Source organism: Leclercia sp. UBA1284, assembly GCF_002308415.1.
Lineage (GTDB): Bacteria > Pseudomonadota > Gammaproteobacteria > Enterobacterales > Enterobacteriaceae > Enterobacter > Enterobacter pneumoniae.
Window position 1 is genome coordinate 544,948 of the sequence record NZ_DBUS01000007.1, and the last position, 22,395, is coordinate 567,342.

The following is a 22,395-nucleotide window of genomic DNA, read 5'->3' on the forward strand; positions in this document are numbered from 1 at the left end:
AAAAAGACTCTCCAAAATCCTTTGCGTTGCAGGAAGGCGACAAGCCCGTGAATCCCCGGGAGCTGAGTAAACTAAGTGACCGGGGTGAGCGGGCGCAGTCAATGCCCCTGCGGCGTGAAGAATGATGGAGAGTTATTCGTCGTCGTACTGCGGTCCCGCATAGTTATCGAAGCGCGACCATTGCCCATTAAAGGTCAGGCGCACGGTGCCGATGGGGCCGTTACGCTGCTTACCAATAATGATTTCCGCGATCCCTTTCAGATCGCTGTTCTCGTGATACACCTCATCACGATAGATAAACATGATTAAGTCGGCATCCTGCTCGATAGAGCCCGATTCACGCAGGTCGGAGTTGACCGGGCGTTTATCGGCGCGCTGTTCCAGAGAGCGGTTCAGCTGCGAGAGGGCGACAACAGGCACCTGAAGTTCTTTGGCGAGCGCTTTGAGCGAGCGGGAGATTTCGGCAATCTCCAGCGTACGGTTGTCGGACAGTGACGGCACACGCATCAGTTGCAGGTAGTCGATCATGATAAGACCGATCCCGCCATGTTCACGCGCGATACGCCGCGCGCGGGAGCGCACCTCCGTTGGCGTCAGGCCGGAGGAGTCATCAATGTAGATGTTACGTTTTTCCAGCAAGATGCCCATGGTGCCAGAGATGCGTGCCCAGTCCTCGTCATCAAGCTGGCCGGTACGGATGCGGGTCTGATCCACGCGCGAGAGCGACGCCAGAGAACGCATCATAATCTGCTCAGAGGGCATCTCGAGGCTGAAAATAAGAACCGGTTTATCTTGCAGCATCGCCGCATTTTCGACGAGGTTCATCGCAAATGTCGTTTTACCCATCGATGGACGCGCCGCGACGATAATCAGATCCGAAGGCTGAAGCCCGGCGGTCTTTTTATTCAAATCGTCATAGCCGGTATTAACCCCGGTGACGCCGTCGTGCGGCTGCTGGAAGAGCTGCTCTATACGCGATACGGTGGCATCAAGCACTTCCGCGATGTTTTTCGGCCCTTCATCCTTGTTCGCCCGGCTTTCAGCGATTTTGAATACGCGAGACTCCGCCAAATCCAGCAGTTCGTCGCTATTACGTCCCTGGGGATCGAAACCGGCTTCGGCGATCTCATTGGCCACAGAGATCATGTCGCGAACAACAGCACGTTCGCGGACGATGTCGGCATAAGCGCTGATGTTTGCGGCACTTGGAGTATTTTTTGACAGCTCGGCCAGGTAGGCGAAGCCGCCTACGGTATCCAGTTGACCCTGACGCTCGAGCGATTCCGCCAGCGTAATCAGGTCGATGGGGCTTCCTGACTCCTGCAAACGCGCCATTTCAGTAAAGATATGGCGGTGCGGACGGGTATAGAAATCATCCGTCACAACGCGCTCGGCGACGTCGTCCCAGCGCTCGTTATCCAGCATTAACCCACCCAACACCGACTGTTCCGCTTCAATCGAGTGCGGCGGGACTTTCAGCCCGGCGAGTTGTGGATCGCGCTCACGAGGTTCAGTCTGTTTGTTGAAGGGTTTGTTTCCTGCCATAGTGAATGGAGTTACCGAGATAAAGAGTGGGTCGAAAGATTACCATACCTGTTGAATTATGACACCCGACCCTAATGAGACCCCAGTTAAATTCTTTTGGGAGGAATAATGGCAACACGCATTGAGTTCCAGAAACATGGCGGTCCGGACGTGTTGAGGGCGGTAGAGTTTACCCCCGCACCGCCTGGCGATAACGAGGTTCAGGTCGAGAACAAAGCGATTGGTATTAACTATATTGATACCTATATCCGGGGCGGTTTGTACCCACCGCCGTCGCTGCCCAGCGGACTGGGCACCGAAGCTGCCGGTGTCGTTGTAAAAGTGGGCAGCGCGGTGAAACACATCAAGGAGGGCGATCGTGTCGTGTATGCGCAATCCGCCCTTGGGGCCTACAGCTCGGTGCATAACGTGCCGGCGGATAAAGCCGCCATCCTTCCTGGGGCTATCTCGTTTGAGCAGGCGGCGGCATCATTCCTGAAGGGGCTGACGGTCTTCTACCTGCTGCGCAAAACCTATGAGATCAAGCCGGACGAGCCGTTTCTGTTCCATGCTGCCGCAGGCGGCGTAGGGCTAATTGCCTGCCAGTGGGCAAAAGCGCTGGGGGCGAAGCTGATTGGTACCGTCGGCAGTGCGCAAAAAGCGCAGCGCGCACAGCAGGCGGGGGCGTGGCAGGTGATTAACTACCGCGAAGAGAGCATTGTTGAGCGGGTCAAAGAGATCACCGGCGGCAAAAAGCTGCGGGTTGTGTATGACTCGGTGGGGAAAGATACCTGGGAGGCGTCGCTGGATTGTCTGCAACGTCGAGGCCTGATGGTGAGCTTCGGGAATGCCTCCGGGGCCGTTACAGGGGTGAATCTTGGCATTCTGAATCAGAAGGGCTCGCTGTACGTGACCCGCCCTTCCCTGCAGGGCTACATCACCAGCCGCGAAGAGTTAGAGGAGGCCAGCAATGAGCTCTTCTCGCTGATTGCCAGCGGCGTTATCAAAGTCGATGTTGCAAAGGCGCAGAAATATGCGCTAAGCGATGCGCAGCGCGCGCATGAAATTCTGGAGAGTCGGGCGACGCAGGGGTCGAGTCTGTTAATTCCATGATGCGTATAAAGAATTAGGGCTTCCCGTAGGAAGCCCTTTCTTTTTTTTAGTTCGGCTGTATGTAGGGTACAGCACGATGAATTCTTTAACGGCAGTCATAGTGACAGATTTGATAAGTAAATCCTATTCCGTTCTAAGCCCCGCTGCCGGAAAAGTTGCAGGGTTGTGACGAACCCCTCAATACCTTAGTAACGAAAACGGTTATTGCGCTGATACTTCGGGACTTTTGGCGATTTTATCGCCCGTATCGCCCAGACGACGGCCACGGCCAGCAACAACCAGGGCAGAACTTTAAACATCAGGGCGAACAATCCGCCGACAAACATGACTGCGGTTGCCACCACCAGCGCGGCAATAATTCCCAACAGGGATACCCCTGTGACCAGGAGCATCACAAAAAATCCCACAACAAACAGCAATTCCAGCATGACTCTCTCCCAGCTAATGTCACCATGATATGCACATCATTACAAGATTCATGCCAGTTTTTAGCGCTTTGATTTATATACAAAAACGCCCTGTCACAATGACAGGGCGTGGTCTATTTGACGATTTTTTAGCGAAATTTATCGCTTGTCCGCCACCAGGCGGAGCGCCTGTTCGAGCACCTCGATATCCGCTCCGGCTTTATGGGCGTTTTCACTCAGGTGACGGCGCCACTGGCGCGCCCCCGGGATGCCCTGGAACAGGCCGAGCATATGGCGAGTCACATGGCCAAGATAGGTCCCTTGACTGAGCTCGCGCTCAATGTAGGGGTACATCGCCCGCACGACAGAGACCGGATCGTTGTCGATGCCGTCGACAGCAAAAATTTCGCGGTCAACGGAGGCCAGAATACCCGGGTTTTGATAGGCCTCACGGCCCACCATGACTCCATCCATGTGCTCCAGATGCGCTTTCGCCTCATCCAGCGATTTGATACCACCGTTAATAGACAGGGTCAGGTGCGGAAAATCGCGCTTCAGCTGGTAGACGCGCGGGTAGTCCAGCGGCGGGATCTCGCGGTTCTCTTTTGGACTCAGGCCAGAGAGCCAGGCTTTGCGGGCGTGGATGATAAACATCTCGCATTCACCGCGGCCGGAAACCGTATTAATGAAATCACACAGGAATTCATAGCTGTCCTGGTCATCAATGCCGATACGGGTTTTAACCGTTACCGGAATAGAGACCACATCGCGCATCGCTTTCACGCAGTCGGCAACCAGTTGAGCATTGCCCATCAGGCAGGCGCCGAACATACCGTTCTGCACACGGTCGGAAGGACAGCCGACGTTGAGGTTGATCTCATCGTAGCCGCGCGCTTCCGCAAGCCTGGCACAGTGAGCCAAAGCCACCGGATCGGTACCGCCCAGCTGCAGGGCAACCGGATGCTCCTCTTCGCTGTAGGCCAGATAGTCACCCTTACCGTGAATGATCGCGCCGGTCGTCACCATTTCGGTGTAGAGCAGCGTATTGCGCGACAGCAAACGCAGGAAATAACGGCAGTGCCTGTCTGTCCAGTCGAGCATCGGCGCGATGGAGAAACGGTGGGCTGGGTAAACAGACTGAAGTTCTGACGACATGGCGAAGTTTTAAGCATCTGGTAAAAAGGGGGCGTAACTATAGCACAAAGAGAAGCCGGAGGCGCAGCGCCTCCGGTTTACTTTAGAAGGTCATGGTGAGCTGCGCACCGGCACCCCAGGTCTCATCTTCCCCGTAAATACCGGTCAGATCGACATGGACGGTGTTAAAGGGCGCAAAGCCCAGACCGCCAGTAAAGACATTGCTGTCGTTACCTTTCACATCGCCACGGAAGCCTGCACGTACCGCCAGCCAGCTCAGCGGCGTCACTTCGGCACCCACGCCCACATACTGCGAGGTGTCTTCCGATTTAAAGCCTTTGGTTTCGGTCAGATCGCCATCCGCGCTGATGGTGACCAGGTCGGTGTGCCAGGCCAGCCCTGCGGTAACCAGCGGTCGAATCTGGTAGGTATCTTTGTAGTTCACCACCTCACCCGTGTAGCCATTGGTGATGCGGACATCTCGAGTATCAATATCGCGTGAGATAAGGTTCTGCCCGCTCAGACCCAGGGTCCAGTTCTCGCCCAGATCGGCGGCAATACCCACGTCAACGTTGAAGCCGGTGTCGTCATTACGGTAGCGACTGCTGTTCCAGTCGTTGCTGTCGTAGTCATAAATAGAGGTGGTGTAGTTATAGAGCCAGGTTTTTTGCAGCTTTGGCGTCACGCCTAAGGACACGGGCACATCGCCCATCTCAAACTGACGAGCAATCGCAATACCGTAATCAGAGACAATGGCTACTCTGCCCGATGCGGTTGAGTTCAGGTTTTTGGTGATTTCGTCAGATCCGCCCAGCGCCGCCTTCCCGGCTTCCAGATAAACAGGGCTTAACGGATTATTCAGGTTACTGTTTTGAATCCCGCGTAAATAATCCACATCATGTTGATCGATGGAGGTGCTTACGCGACCGCGCGCATAACCCTTCGCCACAAACGCCATGGAGAGTTGCTGGGTGGGAATAGCAACGGTGAGTCCGGCCCCCGCGCTGGCACGGGCAGTTTTGCCGCGCAGGTAATCGAGCTCATCCGCCAGTTCGCCCGCCGCCCCCTGGAACTGCAATGCGGTTCCGCGCGGATCGAGCAGAATATTCTCCAGAGTTAAGTTATCAACCACATCATCGTAATAATCGACACGATCGTTAATGTGATCAATTTCATCCTGCAAATTGTCTTTATCGCTAATTTGCGCGCCAACCGTCGGAAGGATAATCGTAACGTTATCTTCCTGTTGTGCGCGTGCCAGCAACGCGGGGTTAATTAGCGCCGCGCTGCCATAATGTGCCGATGCTACGCCTGTGCCACCCATCGCGTCGCCGCGAGCTTCTGTCCAGGTATTGGCTGCCCCCGCCTGATTTGCCACAAAAAAGGAGACAGCGATGCTAACCACCGAAAATTTAAAATGTTTTTTCACAGTATTCTCGTCTTATAGTCTGTTATTAAACAACCCCTGTCTGTTATCACCCATACAGGGGCAAACTATTGCTGTGAATAAGTGCAAAAAGACCTGCTATTTCCTTAAGTTAAATTCCCTGTCCGGCCTGTTCTAATATGTGACGACCCTCAATATTTATAGAAGAGGAAATTATTTTCGCCCAGGTTTTCCATCGTGAGGGCCAAAAAATTGCGGTGGATGGTCAACCCAGCGATCTTCACGTGTGGCGCCGTAGACGGCATTTTTCGGGTAATAGATACGGTTGTGTTTTTTATTCGCTTCACCAATGACCAGCAGGCGAACCTCCGCGTCGGTATTATTGATAAAGGTGTGGCAGATGCCCGTCCCGGCGGGGAATCCGACGCTGTCGCCAGGCTCCAGCTCCCAGAGATAGCCATTTATCCACACCTGCGGGTACCCCTCCAGCACGTGCACAAACTCCTCTTCATCACTTTCTGCATGCGGATACGAGGTACGGCGTCCTGGCGGCAGGCGCTCATGATGGATACCTATCCGACCCAGTCCCAGCGCACGCGCCAGCGGAGCACCAATAGAAAAGCGCTCGTCGCTGTCGGGATAGGTAGAATCATCGGGACCCTCAAGGTCGCGCCAATGCCGTATACAGTCAGGTTTTTTCATCGTTTTATTCCTCTGTTTATTGGCTCAGGTATAGCACAAGGCGCGGATCTCGGTGTTTTGACCAGAACATGGTAAAGTGATGACTTGTTATTCCACGTTTTCGAGGTGCTTAATGGAAAAGACCACAACGCAGGATCTGCTGGCGCAGGCTGAAAAGCTCTGTGCACAACGCAATGTGCGCCTGACCCCGCAGCGCCTTGAAGTGTTGCGCCTGCTCAGTCTGCAGCAAGGGGCCATCAGCGCCTATGATTTGCTGGATCTGCTGCGTGCCAGTGAACCGCAGGCGAAGCCGCCAACGGTCTATCGTGCGCTGGATTTTTTACTGGAACAGGGATTTGTCCACAAGGTGGAGTCGACGAACAGCTACGTGCTTTGCCATCTGTTCGATCAGCCGACCCACACATCAGCCATGTTTATCTGCGATCGCTGCGGTAGCGTGAAGGAAGAGAGTGCGGAAGGCATTGAAGACATTATGCACACTCTCGCGGCAAAGATGGGCTTCGCTCTGTGGCACAATGTGATTGAAGCGCACGGCCTGTGCGTGGATTGCGTTGAAGTTGAGGCGTGTAGCCATCAAAGTGAATGTCAGCACGATCACTCCATTCAGTTGAAGAAGAAGCCGCGCTAAAAACAACGTGGGCGGCCTGAGGCCGCCCTGGGTGTACTTCCTTGTACTACGGGTATTACCGGCTTACCAGCGGTAATCGTTACGGGTTTCCCAGTCTTTCACTTCCGATTCAGCCTGGTCTTTCTGATAACCATAACGTTCCTGAATTTTACCTACCAGCTGGTCGCGCTTACCTTCGATGATAGTCATATCATCATCAGTCAGCTTACCCCACTGTTCTTTAGCTTTACCTTTGAACTGTTTCCAGTTACCGCCGACTTCGTCTTTATTCATAATCGCATCCTCATCGTTCGGTGATTAGCCTTCGTATCGTCCGTTACGTTCATTTCCTGTTGGACTTGATAATTATTATAGTTAAGGCTTCGGCGAACGAGGCACTATTCAGAATCTTTTACCGTTACGCCAAACGAAACCGCTACATAAACCAGGTATTATTACGCCAGTGATGGCGCCAGATAAGCGCCAGCGACAGGCCACGCAGAGCCAGAAACACGGCCAGCGCCAGCCATAAACCATGGTTTCCCAGCCAGGGCAATGTGAGTAGCGTGAGGCCAAACCCGGCGGCGGCGATCGCCATACTGTTGCGCATTTCAGCGCCCCGCGTGGCGCCAATAAACATGCCATCCAGCAGGTAACACCACACCCCCACCACCGGTAATATTATCTGCCAGACCAGGTAATGATTCGCCAGTTCGCGAAGTTCGGGCAGCGAGGTGAGTAAGGCGATGATGCTATCGCCCATTAAGGCATAAATGAGAGCAAACCCCAGCGCCACCAGCCCGGCCTGACGACAGGCGGCGCGCCATACCTCGCGTAGCTGGCCACTTTCGCGGGCACCATACGCCTGGCCGGAGTGCGCCTCCACCGCATAGGCAAAGCCATCCAGCGCGTAGGCAGTAAACGTCAGCAGGGTCATCAGAACCGCGTTGACGGCGACGATTTCGGGCCCCAGTCGGGCGCCAAATACGGTTAGTGCGCCAAAGCAGAGCTGTAACAGCAGCGAGCGCAACATGATGTCGCGGTTCAGAGCCATGAGTTTGCGGATATTACCGCGCCAGCTCGCTTTCAACATCGCCAGTGAGATGCCGCGCAGGGCCAGTACCCGCCAGACCATCCACAAGCCAATCAATAACGTGGCGTACTCTGCCACCGCCGTGGCCAGCGCGGCACCCTGCACGTTCATCTTCAGGCCCATTACCAGCCACAGGTCGAGCACGATATTAATCAGGTTACCCACTACCAGCAGGATCACCGGGGCGCGGGCATATTGCACCCCCAGCAACCAGCCGAGCAATACCAGGTTTGCCAGCGATGCCGGCGCGCTGAGCCAGCGTATTTCCAGGAAACGACGTGCCTGAAGCAGCACCGCGTCGCTCCCCCCCACAATATGCAGGGCAAGATCGATAAGCGGGGTTCGCAGTAACACAATCAGCAGCCCGGCCCCCAGCGCCATCAGCAGCGGCTGCACCAGCGCACGTGCCAGACGCAGCGGATCTTTCGCACCATAGGCCTGGGCAGTTAAACCGGTAGTGCTCATGCGCAGGAAGAGCAGCAGCATAAAGAGGAAACTGGTCGCCGTCGCGCCGATGGCCACGCCGCCAAGATAGACAGGGGAATCCAGATGACCTATCACCGCCGTATCGACCAGCCCCAGCAGCGGCACGCTGATATTGGAGAAGATCATCGGCAGCGCAAGACGCCATAACGCCTTATCGGCGGTAGTCAGCAGAGACATGTGAATAACCAGAGAGAAAGAGAGCAGGCTACGACACAGTCGTAGCCTGTCAGGAAGAGATTACAGCCAGTCGCCGTTGCGGATAACGCCAACCGCTAAGCCTTCAATGGAGAAGTTGTTTTCACGCAGGTCAACAACGATGGGGGAGAATTCGCTGTTTTCCGGCAGAAGCTGAACAATGTTGCCCTGCTTCTTCAGGCGCTTCACGGTCACTTCATCGTCGATACGCGCCACGACCACCTGGCCGTTACGCACATCCTGCGTTTTATGCACTGCCAGCAGATCGCCGTCGATAATGCCGATATCCTTCATGGACATGCCGCTAACGCGCAGTAAAAAGTCTGCACTCGGCTTAAACATACCGGGATCAACCTGATAGTGACCTTCAATGTGCTGCTGCGCCAGCAGCGGCTCACCCGCTGCTACGCGGCCTACCAGCGGCAGGCCCTCTTCTTCTTCAACCAGCAAACGAATGCCGCGAGACGCGCCGGAGACGATCTCCAGAACGCCCTTACGTGCCAGGGCTTTGAGATGCTCTTCAGCGGCGTTCGGAGAACGGAATCCCAGACGCTGCGCGATTTCCGCACGCGTGGGTGGCATCCCCGTCTGGCCGATATGATCCCGAATGAGATCAAACACCTCTTGCTGCCTGGTCGTTAACGCTTTCATTCCGCCCCCTGGGTGTATATACAGTTATGCTGTGAGTATATACAGTCAAAGGCGATTTTGGAACCATAAACCGCACAAAAAACCAGAGACTTATTCGTTTTGTCGAGGCTTATCGAAAATGTCCCCACAGCAGTGAGACCCAGGTAAAGAGCGCGACAAAGATACTTAACAATACCGCCGCCGAGCCCATGTCTTTGGCCCGCCCGGAAAGTTCGTGATAATCAGACCCGATACGATCCACTACCGCTTCAATCGCACTGTTTAAAATTTCGACTATCATCACCAACATCACCGAGCCAATCAGCAGCACGCGGGTAATAGGATCGACATCCAGCCAGCAGGCAATAATGATTGCCGCAATCACGGCAACGCTCTCCTGGCGGAAGGCCGCCTCGTTGATCCAGGCTGCACGGATCCCTTTCCATGAATAACCAGCAGCTTTAATGATACGGGTTAACCCAGTGGTATTATTGGCCATCAAAAGAACCTTTATTGAAAAATAGCGTCAGTAACTATAGCTATAGAGCGTTGCCATACCGCCTGAAGTATGACGGGTAACAACAGAAATTTTGTGCGCATTCTGTTATCCTTGCGCCGCAATTGCATTTTTAACCAGAGGCTTTACATCGTTTATGTCTGGCTGGCCAAGAATTTACTACAAATTACTTAATTTACCATTAAGCGTCCTGGTAAAAAGCAAGTCTATCCCGGCAAATCCTGCGCCGGAATTAGGGCTCGATACCTCGCGTCCTATTATGTACGTTTTGCCTTATAACTCTAAGGCCGACTTGCTGACGCTGCGCGCGCAGTGCCTGGCGCATGATTTACCTGACCCGCTGGAGCCGCTGGAGATCGACGGCACCCTGCTGCCGCGCTATGTCTTTATCCACGGCGGGCCGCGCGTGTTCACCTATTACACGCCGAAAGAAGAGTCCATCAAACTGTTCCACGACTACCTCGATCTGCACCGCAGCAACCCGAATCTGGATGTGCAGATGGTGCCGGTCTCGGTCATGTTTGGCCGTCGCCCGGGACGCGAAAAAGGGGAAGAGAACCCGCCGCTGCGTATGCTGAACGGCGTGCAGAAGTTCTTCGCCGTGACCTGGCTTGGTCGCGACAGCTTTGTGCGCTTCTCGCCGTCCGTCTCTCTGCGCCGGATGGCGGATGAGCACGGCACCGATAAGATTATCGCGCAAAAGCTGGCGCGCGTGGCGCGTATGCACTTTGCCCGCCAGCGTCTGGCTGCCGTAGGGCCACGTCTGCCTGCCCGTCAGGATCTCTTCAACAAACTGCTGGCATCCAAAGCGATTGCCCGTGCGGTTGAAGACGAAGCGCGCAGCAAAAAAATCTCCCACGAAAAAGCGCAGCAGAACGCCATTGCGCTGATGGAAGAGATCGCCGCGAACTTCTCTTACGAGATGATTCGCCTCTCCGATCGTATCCTGAGCTTTACGTGGAACCGCCTCTATCAGGGCATTAACGTTCATAACGCCGAACGGGTGCGCCAGCTGGCGCACGACGGTCATGAAATTGTCTATGTGCCCTGCCACCGCAGCCACATGGACTACCTGCTGCTCTCGTATGTGCTCTATCATCAGGGCCTGGTACCGCCGCATATCGCAGCCGGTATTAACCTGAACTTCTGGCCAGCAGGGCCGATTTTCCGTCGCCTGGGTGCGTTCTTTATTCGCCGTACCTTTAAGGGCAACAAGCTCTACTCCACCGTCTTCCGCGAGTATCTCGGCGAGCTGTTCAGCCGCGGCTATTCCGTTGAGTACTTCGTTGAGGGCGGTCGTTCCCGCACCGGGCGCCTGCTCGATCCGAAGACCGGAACCCTGTCGATGACGATTCAGGCGATGCTGCGCGGCGGTACACGTCCTATCACCCTGGTGCCGATTTACATCGGTTACGAGCATGTGATGGAGGTGGGAACCTATGCAAAAGAGCTGCGCGGTGCCACCAAAGAGAAAGAGAGCCTGCCGCAGATGCTGCGTGGGCTGAGCAAGCTGCGTAATCTCGGCCAGGGCTATGTGAACTTTGGCGAACCCATGCCGCTGATGACCTACCTGAATAACCATGTTCCGGAGTGGCGTGAGTCTATCGATCCGATTGAAGCCGTACGCCCGGCCTGGCTGACGCCAACGGTGAACGGTATCGCCGCAGAGCTGATGGTGCGTATTAACAACGCAGGTGCGGCTAACGCCATGAACCTGTGCTGTACGGCGTTGCTGGCGTCGCGTCAGCGTTCGCTTACCCGCGAGCAACTGACCGAACAGCTCGACTGTTACCTCAATCTGATGCGCAATGTGCCTTATTCACCGGACTCCACCGTGCCAACGGTCAGCGCCAGCGATCTGATCGACCACGCACTGCAGATGAATAAGTTCGAGGTAGAGAAAGACACCATCGGCGATATCATCATTCTGCCGCGCGAGCAGGCGGTGCTGATGACCTACTATCGCAACAACATTGCCCATATGCTGATGTTGCCTTCGCTGATGGCGGCCATTATCACCCAGCATCGTCACATCACGCGTCAGGCGCTGCTGCATCATGTTGAAGTGCTCTATCCGATGCTTAAAACCGAGCTGTTCTTGCGCTGGGATAAGGACGAGCTGGCAAGCGTACTGGATCAGCAGAGCGAAGAGCTGGTGCGCCAGGGGCTGATTACGTTGAAGGATGACGTACTGCAGATTAATCCGTCCCGCTCCCGGACCTTGCAACTGCTGGCCGCAGGCGCGCGTGAGACGCTGCAACGCTATGCCATTACGTTCTGGCTGCTGAGCGCGAACCCGTCTATTAATCGGGGTACGCTGGAGAAAGAGAGCCGCACGCTGGCACAGCGCCTGTCGATGCTGCATGGCATTAACGCGCCAGAGTTCTTTGATAAGGCAGTGTTCAGCTCGCTGGTGCTGACGCTGCGTGACGAAGGCTATATTAGCGACAGCGGTGATGCCGAGCCGGAAGAGACAATGAAGGTTTATCAGATGCTGGCAGAGCTGATTACCTCGGATGTGCGCTTAACCATTGAGAGCGCCACCCAGGGCGAATAGCGCTGAAAAGCAGGTCGATAATGTTAAAACGGCAGCCTTCTGGCTGCCGTTTCATTATGCCCAGTAACTCGCCGCCAGGCCTAAAAACAGCACCAGCCCCACGTAGTTATTGTTCAGGAAGGCCTTAAAACAGGCGTCACGATCGCGATTCGCAATTAGTTTTTGCTGATAAACAAACAGCCCACCCGCGGCCACCACGGCGGCATAAAATACCCCGTTCAGCCCGTTCAGATAGCCAATCGCCACCATCAGGGCCAGTACCGCCACCTGCAGGATGCCGATAATCAACTTATCCTGGCGGCCAAACAGAATCGCCGTCGACTTGATACCGATTTTGAGATCGTCATCGCGGTCAACCATCGCGTACTCGGTGTCGTAAGCCACGGCCCAGAGAATGTTGGCAAGAAACATCAACCAGCAGCTCAGCGGCACGGTCTCGCTGACGGCGGCAAAGGCCATCGGAATCGACCAGCCAAACGCCGCCCCCAGCACCACCTGCGGCAGATGGGTGTAGCGCTTCATAAAGGGATAGACCCACGCCAGCGCCAGCGCTGCCACCGAAAGCAAGATGGTCATGGTGTTGAGGGTTAACACCAGCAGGAAGGAGATAAGTATCAGCACCACAAACAGCGTGCGAGCCTCTTTCTCGGTCACTGCGCCACTGGGCAGCGGGCGGTTAGCGGTGCGCTTCACGTGGCCATCGAATTTCCGATCGGCGTAATCATTCACCACACAGCCTGCGGCACGCATCAGCCAGACGCCGGCTACAAACACCGCCAGGATCCACAGCGGCGGCAGGCCAGGCGTGGCCACCCACAGCGCCCACAGGGTTGGCCACAGCAGCAACAGCGCCCCAATCGGCTTATCCGTGCGCATCAGGCGGTGATAAGCCAGCAGCTTGTTCTGCGTCAGACTCCACTCCATATCTCTCTTCCTCTTAGTACAACGGCGATGCCGGTAAAAAAAGCTCCGTCAGCATTAACGGTTTACCACTTAAGCGCAGGCGTGAGCGACGCCCCCACAGATCGGCATCGCGACCAATTTCAATAAAGTCCCGGGTGAGCTCTGACGATGTAAACAGATAGCGCCCCAGCGGGGTCTTGCCCATCTTCTGCAGAGCCAGCTCTGGTCCGGTGAGGGTCGACTCGGGCACCACGGTGCGTCCGGCAAGCCAGGGTTCTCCGTCGGCACAGAGTAAAATTTCTCGCAACCAGTAGCGCGGCTCTTGTGGCAAAAGCGGCAGTTCGTCCTGCACGGCATCGGCAGTGACAAACCCTTCCTGAATGAGGGTGACGGTGACCTGTTTGCCCTGCTGCTCAAAACGTTTGGTCATGGAATCTTCCAGCAACAACCAGTCGAGTTGCGCCGCATCCAGAGGGGGAATTTCTTCAAAGTAACGCAGCGCACGCAGTTGCGTTAGCGCAGGATGTGACATGCCAGACTCTCCGTTACATAACGTAAGGCTATTGTATCGCAGAAATGGCAACAGAGGGGGGGCAAACGCAACTTAGCGATCATTATCGCAACAGGGATGCAACAGGCTGCATCCGCAAAAAAAGTGCGCCCGACAGGGCGCACCAAACTACTGACAAAATCAGCATTGTGGGGAGACGGTCACCCCTTGCCTTTTACACTGCTGATAAAGGTGGAACGGGCCGATGTGGAGCCCAGACGCTCTGCTTCATCAAGGAGTTTCAGCGCTTTGTCGACATCGCCGCTGTTTACCGCCTGCTTAATCGCGTTATTGAAGTAAGCTTCGGTGTCGTTCAGTACCGGCTCGGCTTTCTTCGCCGGGGCAGGCGCTGGCGCGGCGACCGGAGCTGGCGCTGGCGCGGCATAGGCTGTGGCCGGGGCGGCGGTATTCCCTACGGTCACCGGGCCGTTTGAGGAGGAGCCAAACAGCGGGCCAACCAGTACGCTGGAGGCGGTATTGGTCGACACTTTCAGCTTCACGGTGCCGTCGGTGGTATGACGGGCGATAGGATCGGGGATGTCCGGAATCGCGTTGCCGATCCCTTTGGCATATGCTTTAGCCGGATCGAGCAGCGTGGTCGTTTTCTGAAGATCCTGAGGGGTGGTGAAGACCAGCACGTAGAGCTTTTGCTGTCCCAGCGCCGGGGTCAGACGCATCACGCCTTCCAGACGATCTGCGCTCATCACGCCCGGCTCCTGGTACGGGAAGTAGTCAGACGGGAAGAACGCCGCTGGCGTCAGGTTTTGATCCAGGATCAACACGTTCGGGGCAAAGACGCTGGTTTGTTTGTTCACTTCGCTCGTGAGGGTCAGCGCGATTTCGCCGATATTCGCTGGCACGCTAAAGGCCAGCACCGGGCCAGAAATACCGGGAACGTTCAACGGCTGGCCGCCCGTTGCAAGCTGGGCGGTTTTTGGTTTTGACTGATCGACAGGCGTCCAGACCAGCTGCTGCAATGCTGCGGTCGGTACAGACGGCGCCGCCGTGGTGTTTTGTGGTACGAAATTTACGTCAGCAAAGGTAACGGCAGGCACGCTGGCCAGCAGCCCTGCGGATAGACAAAGGGCAACGAGACTTTTTTTCATTTTCATTGTAATCACCTCAAAAGCACAGGTTCAGCGGTAGCCAGGCAATAGCGCGCCGTCCCGAAGGAATTGAGGGGCTTTCGCCCCTCGTTTGGTCTGTACGTCAGATTAAGACGTTATTACCACCAGATTTCCATCTGGGCACCGAAGGACCACTCGTCGTTGTCACCGCGGCTAAAGGTTCTTGCCGAGGTATCGCTATAAGCGATGCCAGGGGCATAGCCTGCGATAGTGTTTTTACCTGTTGGCGCATAACCCCATTTTTCGTCCCACTTCGCGTAAGTGGCGAAGATACGGATAGCCGGACGAGACCAGATGCTATCACCCGCCTGCCATTGCTGTGCGAGAGTGACTTTAACCTGATTGTTGGTATCGCCTGTTTCCTGAGACTTAACGTTGTCGTAGCCAACTTCAAGCAGGGTACTCATGATTGGGGTCCATTTGTACATAGGACGCACGCCCACAGTCCACCATTTAGTCCCATTGTTGCTGTCCAGATTGATGTCCTGGTACATACCGACATACATCAGATCCCAGCTGTCACCCAGAGAGACCGCACCGTGGTCAAGGAGTCGTATCAGGTGACCGTTATTATCCATGGCATAGTTAATGTCATCGGAAGTTCCGATACTTGCGCCCTGCGACAGTCCTTTACCATGAGAAGTCATTGAATCCGTTGCGTACTGGACAACGAATTTGTTAAAGCCTTTCAGCATGCTCTGGGTATGTTCAGCGGTGAACATCCAGCCATCTTTAGATGCGCCATCAACCAGATAGTAGTCATCACGCTCGTTTGCACGACCATAATCCACACCCAGCTCCAGCGTACCGCCCGGGTTGATTTCCATCTGGGCTAAGCGAACGTCGAAAACATCGTTTGCTGTACGGGTGGTGTAGTCGTAGATGTTGTTGCTAGCGAAGGCAGAAGAGCCACCCGCTTCAGAGGAACGTGTTGCCGCCAGAGAGAGTTTACCGAAACCGACATCGATATTTTCCAGACCCGCACCCGGACCTGAAATATCCCAGTAGTAGAAGTCGATCATGTGAACGTCATGACGCTGATAGAAGCGCTTACCGGCCCAGATAGTGGAGCCTGGCAGCCATTCAATCAGGTTTTTACCCTGCACGTTGGCTTCACGGAAGGCCGGGTCAGTGGCTTCCCAGTCGTTCTGCTGTGCAACGGAGTAGGCTACGTTGGTGTCGAAGTAGAAGCTCTTATCGCCCTCTTTCCACACTTCCTGGCCCAGTTTAATTTCGGCATAGGTTTCACATTCGTTACCAAGACGATATTTAGAACCCGCACCCGTTGCCTGGAAACACTGTTGTTCGCCGCCACTCCCGGTCCAGCCAATGCCAGAACGAGCATAACCTTTAAAGTCGACAGCGCCGGCCTGGGCAGACAGGATGCCTGCCGCAATGGCGACCGCCAGAGGGACTTTGCGCAGAGTAATCATTATTCTATCTCCTGAGATCATTGCTTTTCTTTTTTACACTTCACTCGTCAGGCCACGGGTGGCGGCCTCGTGAGCTTGTGTATGTTTTGGAATGCTTAAACGCCGGGCTCTTTATGCAGCCGACGACATGCGGTGCCATCCTCACGGAACAGATGGCAGCGCTCTGGCGGCAAGCCAATAGCGAATGTGGCACCCTCTTTTACCAACACCACGTCATTCTGGCGGTAAACCAGGTTCTGACGGATGGCGGGGATCTGGATATGAATCTGAGTTTCGTGGCCTAACTGTTCTACTACCTGCACCTCACCTTCCAGCGTCACATCGGCGATGTGGCTAGGCAGTAAGTGCTCCGGGCGAATGCCCAAAGACATGTTGGCGCCAACGGTCACGTTGGTGCTCTCGACGGGTAACCACACCTGCTGGCGGTTCGGCAGCTCAACCTGAACCTGTTCGATGGCGGTCGCCGTCACTTTCACCGGCAGGAAGTTCATCTTCGGCGAGCCGATAAAGCCCGCAACAAAGCGATCTGCCGGATAGTGATAGAGTTCCAGCGGTTTACCCACCTGCGCCACGCGGCCGGCATCCAGCACCACAATTTTGTCGGCCAGCGTCATCGCCTCGACCTGATCGTGGGTGACGTAAATCATGGTGCGACCCAGACGTTTGTGCAGACGGGAAATCTCGATACGCATCTGCACGCGCAGCGCGGCATCAAGGTTCGACAGGGGTTCATCCAGTAAGAAGACGCGCGGTTCAGCCACCAGCGTACGACCAATCGCGACGCGCTGACGCTGGCCGCCCGAGAGCGCCTTCGGTTTACGCTCCAGCAGGTGCGCCAGCTGCAGCACTTCGGCAACCTGAGTCACACGCTGGTTGATAATCTCTTTCTTCGCGCCGGCCAGCTTAAGGCCGAAAGACATGTTCTCTGCAACCGAGAGATGGGGATAGAGGGCATAAGACTGGAACACCATGCCCACGCCGCGCTCAGCGGGCGGCACATCGTTCATACGGGTGTCGCCAATGAACAAATCACCGCTGGTGATGGTTTCAAGACCGGCAATCATGCGCAGCAGCGTGGATTTACCACAACCTGACGGGCCAACAAACACCACGAATTCACCTTCCTGGATATCCAGGTTGATGTCTTTCGACACCACCACGTCGCCCCAGGCTTTCGTTACATTACGCAGCTGTACGCTCGCCATCCCCTACTCCCTTTGTTACAACCCGTCATCGACAGAAACATTCAAGATGGGCTGACTATGCGGTAACGCGTCGCGTCGCGAATCCTCCACCCCCTGGCTTTTTTATGGGGGAGGAGGCGGGAGGATGAGAGAGCAGGCTCTGCCCCCGGCGAGCGGGGGCGGAGGCGAAAATCGTGATGCAGACGGCAAAATTCACTGCCTGTTTATGTGCGCCAGTACGCATAACTCAAATTTATGCAACGCAGATCACACATTGAGGGGGTGGGGCGTAGGGTCAAGGAGGATGGAAAGAGGATGTCAAATAAGGAGACTGAGCCACGTTGAACTACCTCATTGTATCCACAGCACATCATAAAAAGGATGGCAGATATGAATATCAAGACTGGCGCACGCGTTTTCGCATTGTCCGCCCTGGCAGCAATGATGATTTCCGCCCCGGCTCTGGCCAAGATCGAAGAAGGTAAGTTGGTTATCTGGATTAACGGCGATAAAGGCTATAACGGCCTGGCCGAAGTGGGCAAAAAATTCGAGAAAGACACCGGTATCAAAGTCACCGTCGAACACCCGGATAAGCTGGAAGAGAAATTCCCGCAGGTTGCAGCGACCGGCGACGGCCCGGACATCATCTTCTGGGCGCATGACCGTTTCGGTGGTTACGCACAGTCTGGCCTGCTGGCGGAAGTCTCGCCGGATAAAGCCTTCCAGGACAAGCTGGTCCCGTTCACCTGGGATGCCGTGCGTTACAACGGCAAGCTGATCGCCTACCCGGTGGCGGTTGAGTCGCTCTCCCTGATTTACAACAAAGACCTCGTACCTAACCCGCCGAAAACCTGGGAAGAGATCCCGGCGCTGGATAAAGAGCTGAAGGCCAAAGGTAAGAGCGCGCTGATGTTCAACCTGCAAGAGCCGTACTTCACCTGGCCGCTGATTGCTGCCGATGGCGGTTATGCGTTCAAGTTTGAAAACGGCAAATACGACGTCAAAGACGTCGGCGTGGACAACGCAGGCGCGAAAGCGGGTCTGACCTTCCTGGTTGATCTGATCAAGAACAAACACATGAACGCGGATACCGATTACTCCATCGCCGAAGCCGCCTTCAACAAGGGCGAAACTGCGATGACCATCAACGGTCCGTGGGCGTGGTCCAACATCGACAAGAGCAAAATCAACTACGGCGTAGCGGTGCTGCCAACCTTCAAAGGCAAGCCGTCTAAAACCTTCGTTGGCGTGCTGAGTGCCGGTATCAACGCCGCCAGCCCGAACAAAGAGCTGGCGAAAGAGTTCCTGGAGAACTACCTGTTGACCGACGACGGTCTGGACATGGTGAACAAAGACAAACCGCTGGGCGCCGTGGCGCTGAAATCCTTCCAGGATAAGCTGGCAAAAGATCCACGTATTGCGGCCACTATGGATAACGCCCAGAAAGGCGAAATCATGCCGAACATCCCGCAAATGGCAGCGTTCTGGTACGCCACCCGTACCGCGGTCATCAACGCGGCAAGCGGTCGTCAGACTGTCGATGCGGCGCTGAAAGATGCTCAGGGACGTATTACCAAGTAATGCCGTAATTCCCTCTCCCCCGGGAGAGGGTTAGGGTGAGAGTTGTCGCTATCTGTACCCCTCGCCCCGGCCCTCTCTCGCAGGAGAGGAAGAAAAGATAAAACGCTGTTGAGGAAGAACCCCATGGATGTCATTAAAAAGAAACACTGGTGGCAAAGCGACACGCTGAAATGGTCAGTGATTGGTCTGCTTGCCCTGCTGGTGGGTTACCTTGTTGTTTTGATGTACGCCCAGGGGGAGTACCTGTTTGCCGGCATGACGCTGATTTTGAGCGCGGTTGGCCTCTATATCTTCGCAAATCGAAAAGCCTACGCGTGGCGTTATGTCTATCCGGGCGTGGCCGGGATGGGTCTGTTTGTCCTGTTCCCGTTAATCTGTACTATCGCGATCGCGTTTACTAACTACAGTAGCACCAACCAGCTTGCGCAAGAGCGCGCCCAGCAGGTGCTGATGGATCGCTCATACCAGGCGGGTAAAAGCTTTAATTTTGGCTTGTATCCTGACGGTGACCAATGGAAGTTAGCGCTTACTGACCAGGAAAGCCAAAAGGTCTTTGTTTCTGATGCCTTTAAATTTGGCGGTGAACAAAAGCTGACTCTGAAAGAGGCCGCGGCCCTGCCGGAAGGCGAACGCGCGAATCTGCGTGTCATTACCCAAAATCGTCAGGCGCTGACCCAGCTCACCGCCATGCTGCCGGATGAGAGCAAAGTGACCATGAGCTCGCTGCGCCAATTCTCCGGCACCCGGCCGCTGTATACCCTGGCCGATGACGGTACCCTGACCAACAACCAGAGCGGCGTGAAGTACCGTCCGAATAACGATGTCGGTTTTTATCAGGCGGTAAACGCCGACGGCACCTGGGGTGATGAGAAGCTCAGCCCGGGCTATACCGTGACCATCGGCTGGGACAACTTTACCCGCGTCTTTACTGATGAAGGTATCCAGAAACCGTTCTTCGCGATCTTCATCTGGACGGTAGTCTTCTCGGTACTGACGGTGATCCTGACCGTGGCCGTCGGCATGGTGCTGGCCTGTCTGGTGCAGTGGGAGTCGCTCAAAGGTAAAGCGATTTACCGGGTGCTGCTCATTCTGCCCTACGCTGTGCCCTCGTTTATCTCGATTCTGATATTCAAAGGGCTGTTTAACCAGAGCTTTGGTGAGATCAACATGATGCTGAGCGCGCTGTTTGGCATCAAACCGGCCTGGTTCAGCGACCCGACCACCGCCCGTACCATGATTGTTATCGTCAATACCTGGCTTGGCTATCCGTACATGATGATTCTGTGCATGGGGCTGCTGAAGGCGATTCCGGACGATCTGTACGAAGCCTCGGCGATGGACGGTGCAACCCCGTTCCAGAACTTCTTCAAAATTACGCTGCCGCTACTGATTAAGCCGCTCACGCCGCTGATGATCGCCAGCTTCGCCTTTAACTTTAACAACTTCGTGCTGATCCAGCTGTTAACCAACGGCGGCCCGGATCGCCTGGGCACCACCACCCCGGCAGGCTATACCGACCTGCTGGTGAGTTATACCTACCGTATCGCCTTTGAGGGCGGCGGTGGCCAGGACTTTGGTCTGGCGGCAGCGATTGCCACGCTGATCTTCCTGCTGGTGGGCGCGCTGGCTATCGTGAACCTGAAAGCAACCCGCATGAAGTTTGACTAAGGAGGGTAATGAATATGGCTATGGTCCAACCCAAATCGCAAAAGTTACGTTTACTGATTACCCACCTGGGGCTGCTGATTTTTATCGCGGCGATCATGTTCCCGCTGCTGATGGTTATCGCTATTTCGCTGCGTTCAGGGAACTTTGCCACCGGCAGTCTCATCCCGGAACAGATCTCCTGGGAGCACTGGAAGCTGGCGCTGGGCTTCAGCGTTGAACATGCAGATGGCCGCGTGACGCCGCCGCCGTTCCCGGTGCTGTTATGGCTGTGGAACTCGGTGAAGGTGGCCACCATTACGGCCATCGGCATCGTGACCCTTTCCACCACCTGCGCCTATGCCTTTGCCCGTATGCGCTTCCCGGGGAAAGCCACGCTGCTGAAAGGGATGCTTATTTTCCAGATGTTCCCGGCGGTACTGTCGCTGGTAGCGTTATATGCCTTGTTTGACCGTCTGGGTCAGTATGTGCCCTTTATCGGCCTCAATACCCACGGCGGCGTGATCTTCGCCTATCTGGGCGGGATTGCGCTGCATGTCTGGACGATTAAGGGCTATTTCGAAACCATCGACAACTCGCTGGAAGAGGCGGCGTCGCTCGATGGCGCAACCCCTTGGCAGGCATTCCGTCTGGTGCTGCTGCCGCTGTCGGTGCCGATTCTGGCAGTGGTGTTTATTCTGTCGTTCATTGCGGCCATCACCGAAGTGCCGGTCGCGTCTCTGCTACTGCGTGATGTAAACAGCTATACGCTGGCGGTTGGGATGCAGCAATACCTGAACCCACAAAACTACCTGTGGGGCGACTTTGCCGCCGCCGCTGTGCTCTCTGCCATTCCGATCACCGTTGTATTCCTGCTGGCTCAACGCTGGCTGGTTAACGGCCTGACCGCAGGCGGAGTGAAAGGTTAAGTTTCATTGTTCTATGCCACTGTTATCCCTCAAATTGCCTTAAATTCACTGTGACTGTTGTTGGCGCTCTTCGGAGCGCCTTTTTTTTATTCCCGCTTCAGGCGTTTGGAATTGCACAGCCAGAGGGTGATCACCAGCAGCAGAATGGCGGCCGAGTAGATCAGCACGTCGAGCGGCGAGGTATGATCAACGATAATCAACCGCACAATCGCCGTAATGCCAATGTAGACAAAGTAACGCAGCGGAAAGTGAAAGCCAGACTGGAAGTACTTCACGATCAGGGCGATAAATTCAAAGTAGAGAAAGTAGACCACCAGCCCTTCGACCAACTCGTATTTGCTGGTTTGTTCAGGGGCAAACAGGACATCGGCCAGATGCAGCGTCTCTTTGCCGAGAAAGACGACCAGAATCAGACCAAGGCTCAGCAGACCGAGGTTCAGCACGGTCTGGAGGATGGTTGAGATGAACTCAACGCGCGGGCGGGTCAGGGATGTCATACAGCACCTCATTCTCCAGGACGAGGTTCCTGTATAACGCAAAAATGTGACGGGGATCTATATTTTTTGTTTATGTTTTACTCGATTCGGAGTTTGTTACCCTCTCCCTCAGGGAGAGAGGAAAACCATGCCCTCACCCCGGCCCTCTCCCTCAGGGAGAGGGAGAAAACCGAACCCTCGCCACTGAGGAGAGGG

At 55.3% G+C, this 22,395-nt stretch carries 21 protein-coding genes; 6 read left to right on the plus strand and 15 right to left on the minus strand.

All coding sequences use genetic code 11. The features are described from left to right. Positions 1-132: 132 nt before the first annotated feature. Positions 133-1,545 (minus strand): replicative DNA helicase, encoded by a 1,413-nt coding sequence (gene dnaB / locus B3511_RS17345; protein WP_040077606.1) that lies wholly within the window; start codon positions 1,543-1,545, stop codon positions 133-135. A 108-nt stretch (positions 1,546-1,653) separates the two neighbouring features. Here dnaB and B3511_RS17350 point away from each other — a divergent pair, with 108 nt between their 5' ends. Continuing rightward, on the plus strand, positions 1,654-2,637 hold the full coding sequence (locus tag B3511_RS17350; protein WP_207292808.1) for a quinone oxidoreductase: 984 nt from the start codon (positions 1,654-1,656) through the stop codon (positions 2,635-2,637). Positions 2,638-2,822: 185 nt separating this feature from the next. Here the strand turns inward: B3511_RS17350 and pspG are convergent, their stop codons facing one another. The 4 genes from pspG to B3511_RS17370 all read right to left on the minus strand — a co-directional run bounded on the left by pspG (position 2,823) and on the right by B3511_RS17370 (position 6,267). Continuing rightward, on the minus strand, positions 2,823-3,065 hold the full coding sequence (gene pspG / locus B3511_RS17355) for an envelope stress response protein PspG (protein ID WP_040077608.1): 243 nt from the start codon (positions 3,063-3,065) through the stop codon (positions 2,823-2,825). Positions 3,066-3,203: 138 nt separating this feature from the next. After that, positions 3,204-4,199, minus strand: a complete 996-nt coding sequence (gene dusA, locus B3511_RS17360) for a tRNA dihydrouridine(20/20a) synthase DusA (RefSeq protein ID WP_286783930.1) — start codon at positions 4,197-4,199, stop codon at positions 3,204-3,206. A gap of 82 nt (positions 4,200-4,281) precedes the next feature. After that, complete coding sequence (locus B3511_RS17365) at positions 4,282-5,607, minus strand: conjugal transfer protein TraF (protein ID WP_286783931.1); 1,326 nt, start codon at positions 5,605-5,607, stop codon at positions 4,282-4,284. A 171-nt stretch (positions 5,608-5,778) separates the two neighbouring features. After that, positions 5,779-6,267: a cupin domain-containing protein gene (locus tag B3511_RS17370; RefSeq protein ID WP_040077613.1), complete on the minus strand. Its 489-nt coding sequence runs from the start codon at positions 6,265-6,267 to the stop codon at positions 5,779-5,781. A gap of 112 nt (positions 6,268-6,379) precedes the next feature. Between B3511_RS17370 and zur the strand changes: the two genes are divergently transcribed. After that, a complete protein-coding gene (gene zur / locus B3511_RS17375) occupies positions 6,380-6,895 on the plus strand; it encodes a zinc uptake transcriptional repressor Zur (protein WP_040077614.1) in 516 nt (171 codons plus the stop codon). A 63-nt stretch (positions 6,896-6,958) separates the two neighbouring features. Here zur and B3511_RS17380 read toward each other — a convergent pair whose 3' ends face one another. The 4 genes from B3511_RS17380 to B3511_RS17395 all read right to left on the minus strand — a co-directional run bounded on the left by B3511_RS17380 (position 6,959) and on the right by B3511_RS17395 (position 9,777). Continuing rightward, a complete protein-coding gene (locus tag B3511_RS17380; protein ID WP_046885537.1) occupies positions 6,959-7,168 on the minus strand; it encodes a CsbD family protein in 210 nt (69 codons plus the stop codon). Between the two features lie 142 nt (positions 7,169-7,310). Further along, positions 7,311-8,630 carry an MATE family efflux transporter DinF gene (gene dinF, locus B3511_RS17385; protein ID WP_286783932.1) on the minus strand — a complete coding sequence of 440 codons (1,320 nt, stop codon included), beginning with the start codon at positions 8,628-8,630 and terminating at the stop codon, positions 7,311-7,313. A gap of 60 nt (positions 8,631-8,690) precedes the next feature. Beyond that, positions 8,691-9,299 carry a transcriptional repressor LexA gene (gene lexA, locus B3511_RS17390; protein WP_040077619.1) on the minus strand — a complete coding sequence of 203 codons (609 nt, stop codon included), beginning with the start codon at positions 9,297-9,299 and terminating at the stop codon, positions 8,691-8,693. Between the two features lie 109 nt (positions 9,300-9,408). Further along, positions 9,409-9,777, minus strand: a complete 369-nt coding sequence (locus tag B3511_RS17395) for a diacylglycerol kinase (RefSeq protein WP_040077620.1) — start codon at positions 9,775-9,777, stop codon at positions 9,409-9,411. 154 nt (positions 9,778-9,931) lie between these two features. Between B3511_RS17395 and plsB the strand changes: the two genes are divergently transcribed. Next, positions 9,932-12,352, plus strand: a complete 2,421-nt coding sequence (plsB, locus tag B3511_RS17400) for a glycerol-3-phosphate 1-O-acyltransferase PlsB (protein ID WP_046885539.1) — start codon at positions 9,932-9,934, stop codon at positions 12,350-12,352. 54 nt (positions 12,353-12,406) lie between these two features. On the opposite strand, the gene ubiA is transcribed toward plsB, so the two are convergent. The 5 genes from ubiA to malK form a co-directional block, all read right to left on the minus strand. Further along, entirely contained in the window at positions 12,407-13,276 is an 870-nt protein-coding gene (gene ubiA / locus B3511_RS17405) for a 4-hydroxybenzoate octaprenyltransferase (protein ID WP_040077623.1), read from the minus strand. A 13-nt stretch (positions 13,277-13,289) separates the two neighbouring features. Beyond that, entirely contained in the window at positions 13,290-13,787 is a 498-nt protein-coding gene (ubiC, locus tag B3511_RS17410; protein ID WP_040077624.1) for a chorismate lyase, read from the minus strand. Positions 13,788-13,966: 179 nt separating this feature from the next. Next, a complete protein-coding gene (malM, locus tag B3511_RS17415; RefSeq protein ID WP_212478550.1) occupies positions 13,967-14,917 on the minus strand; it encodes a maltose operon protein MalM in 951 nt (316 codons plus the stop codon). Positions 14,918-15,030: 113 nt separating this feature from the next. Further along, positions 15,031-16,368, minus strand: a complete 1,338-nt coding sequence (locus tag B3511_RS17420) for a maltoporin (protein ID WP_154298841.1) — start codon at positions 16,366-16,368, stop codon at positions 15,031-15,033. 92 nt (positions 16,369-16,460) lie between these two features. Then, positions 16,461-17,570 carry a maltose/maltodextrin ABC transporter ATP-binding protein MalK gene (gene malK / locus B3511_RS17425; RefSeq protein ID WP_040077627.1) on the minus strand — a complete coding sequence of 370 codons (1,110 nt, stop codon included), beginning with the start codon at positions 17,568-17,570 and terminating at the stop codon, positions 16,461-16,463. 369 nt (positions 17,571-17,939) lie between these two features. Here malK and malE point away from each other — a divergent pair, with 369 nt between their 5' ends. From malE to malG, 3 genes are all read left to right on the plus strand, one after another. Beyond that, complete coding sequence (malE, locus tag B3511_RS17430; RefSeq protein WP_040077628.1) at positions 17,940-19,130, plus strand: maltose/maltodextrin ABC transporter substrate-binding protein MalE; 1,191 nt, start codon at positions 17,940-17,942, stop codon at positions 19,128-19,130. Positions 19,131-19,253: 123 nt separating this feature from the next. Then, positions 19,254-20,798: a maltose ABC transporter permease MalF gene (gene malF / locus B3511_RS17435; protein WP_233803266.1), complete on the plus strand. Its 1,545-nt coding sequence runs from the start codon at positions 19,254-19,256 to the stop codon at positions 20,796-20,798. A gap of 14 nt (positions 20,799-20,812) precedes the next feature. After that, positions 20,813-21,703, plus strand: coding sequence for a maltose ABC transporter permease MalG (gene malG, locus B3511_RS17440; protein ID WP_040078625.1), 891 nt, complete (start codon positions 20,813-20,815; stop codon positions 21,701-21,703). Positions 21,704-21,789: 86 nt separating this feature from the next. Here the strand turns inward: malG and psiE are convergent, their stop codons facing one another. Continuing rightward, entirely contained in the window at positions 21,790-22,200 is a 411-nt protein-coding gene (gene psiE, locus B3511_RS17445) for a phosphate-starvation-inducible protein PsiE (RefSeq protein WP_040077630.1), read from the minus strand. Positions 22,201-22,395 lie beyond the last annotated feature (195 nt).

Coding starts and splice junctions, on each gene's coding strand:
- malE (WP_040077628.1), top strand. CDS start 17,940: ATGAATATCAAGACTGGCGCACGCGTTTTCGCATTGTCCGCCCTGGCA.
- malF (WP_233803266.1), top strand. CDS start 19,254: ATGGATGTCATTAAAAAGAAACACTGGTGGCAAAGCGACACGCTGAAA.
- malK (WP_040077627.1), bottom strand. CDS start 17,570: ATGGCGAGCGTACAGCTGCGTAATGTAACGAAAGCCTGGGGCGACGTG.
- malM (WP_212478550.1), bottom strand. CDS start 14,917: ATGAAAATGAAAAAAAGTCTCGTTGCCCTTTGTCTATCCGCAGGGCTG.
- B3511_RS17370 (WP_040077613.1), bottom strand. CDS start 6,267: ATGAAAAAACCTGACTGTATACGGCATTGGCGCGACCTTGAGGGTCCC.
- dnaB (WP_040077606.1), bottom strand. CDS start 1,545: ATGGCAGGAAACAAACCCTTCAACAAACAGACTGAACCTCGTGAGCGC.
- dusA (WP_286783930.1), bottom strand. CDS start 4,199: ATGTCGTCAGAACTTCAGTCTGTTTACCCAGCCCACCGTTTCTCCATC.
- B3511_RS17380 (WP_046885537.1), bottom strand. CDS start 7,168: ATGAATAAAGACGAAGTCGGCGGTAACTGGAAACAGTTCAAAGGTAAA.
- ubiA (WP_040077623.1), bottom strand. CDS start 13,276: ATGGAGTGGAGTCTGACGCAGAACAAGCTGCTGGCTTATCACCGCCTG.
- B3511_RS17350 (WP_207292808.1), top strand. CDS start 1,654: ATGGCAACACGCATTGAGTTCCAGAAACATGGCGGTCCGGACGTGTTG.
- psiE (WP_040077630.1), bottom strand. CDS start 22,200: ATGACATCCCTGACCCGCCCGCGCGTTGAGTTCATCTCAACCATCCTC.
- B3511_RS17395 (WP_040077620.1), bottom strand. CDS start 9,777: ATGGCCAATAATACCACTGGGTTAACCCGTATCATTAAAGCTGCTGGT.
- pspG (WP_040077608.1), bottom strand. CDS start 3,065: ATGCTGGAATTGCTGTTTGTTGTGGGATTTTTTGTGATGCTCCTGGTC.
- malG (WP_040078625.1), top strand. CDS start 20,813: ATGGCTATGGTCCAACCCAAATCGCAAAAGTTACGTTTACTGATTACC.
- zur (WP_040077614.1), top strand. CDS start 6,380: ATGGAAAAGACCACAACGCAGGATCTGCTGGCGCAGGCTGAAAAGCTC.
- ubiC (WP_040077624.1), bottom strand. CDS start 13,787: ATGTCACATCCTGCGCTAACGCAACTGCGTGCGCTGCGTTACTTTGAA.
- dinF (WP_286783932.1), bottom strand. CDS start 8,630: ATGTCTCTGCTGACTACCGCCGATAAGGCGTTATGGCGTCTTGCGCTG.
- plsB (WP_046885539.1), top strand. CDS start 9,932: ATGTCTGGCTGGCCAAGAATTTACTACAAATTACTTAATTTACCATTA.
- lexA (WP_040077619.1), bottom strand. CDS start 9,299: ATGAAAGCGTTAACGACCAGGCAGCAAGAGGTGTTTGATCTCATTCGG.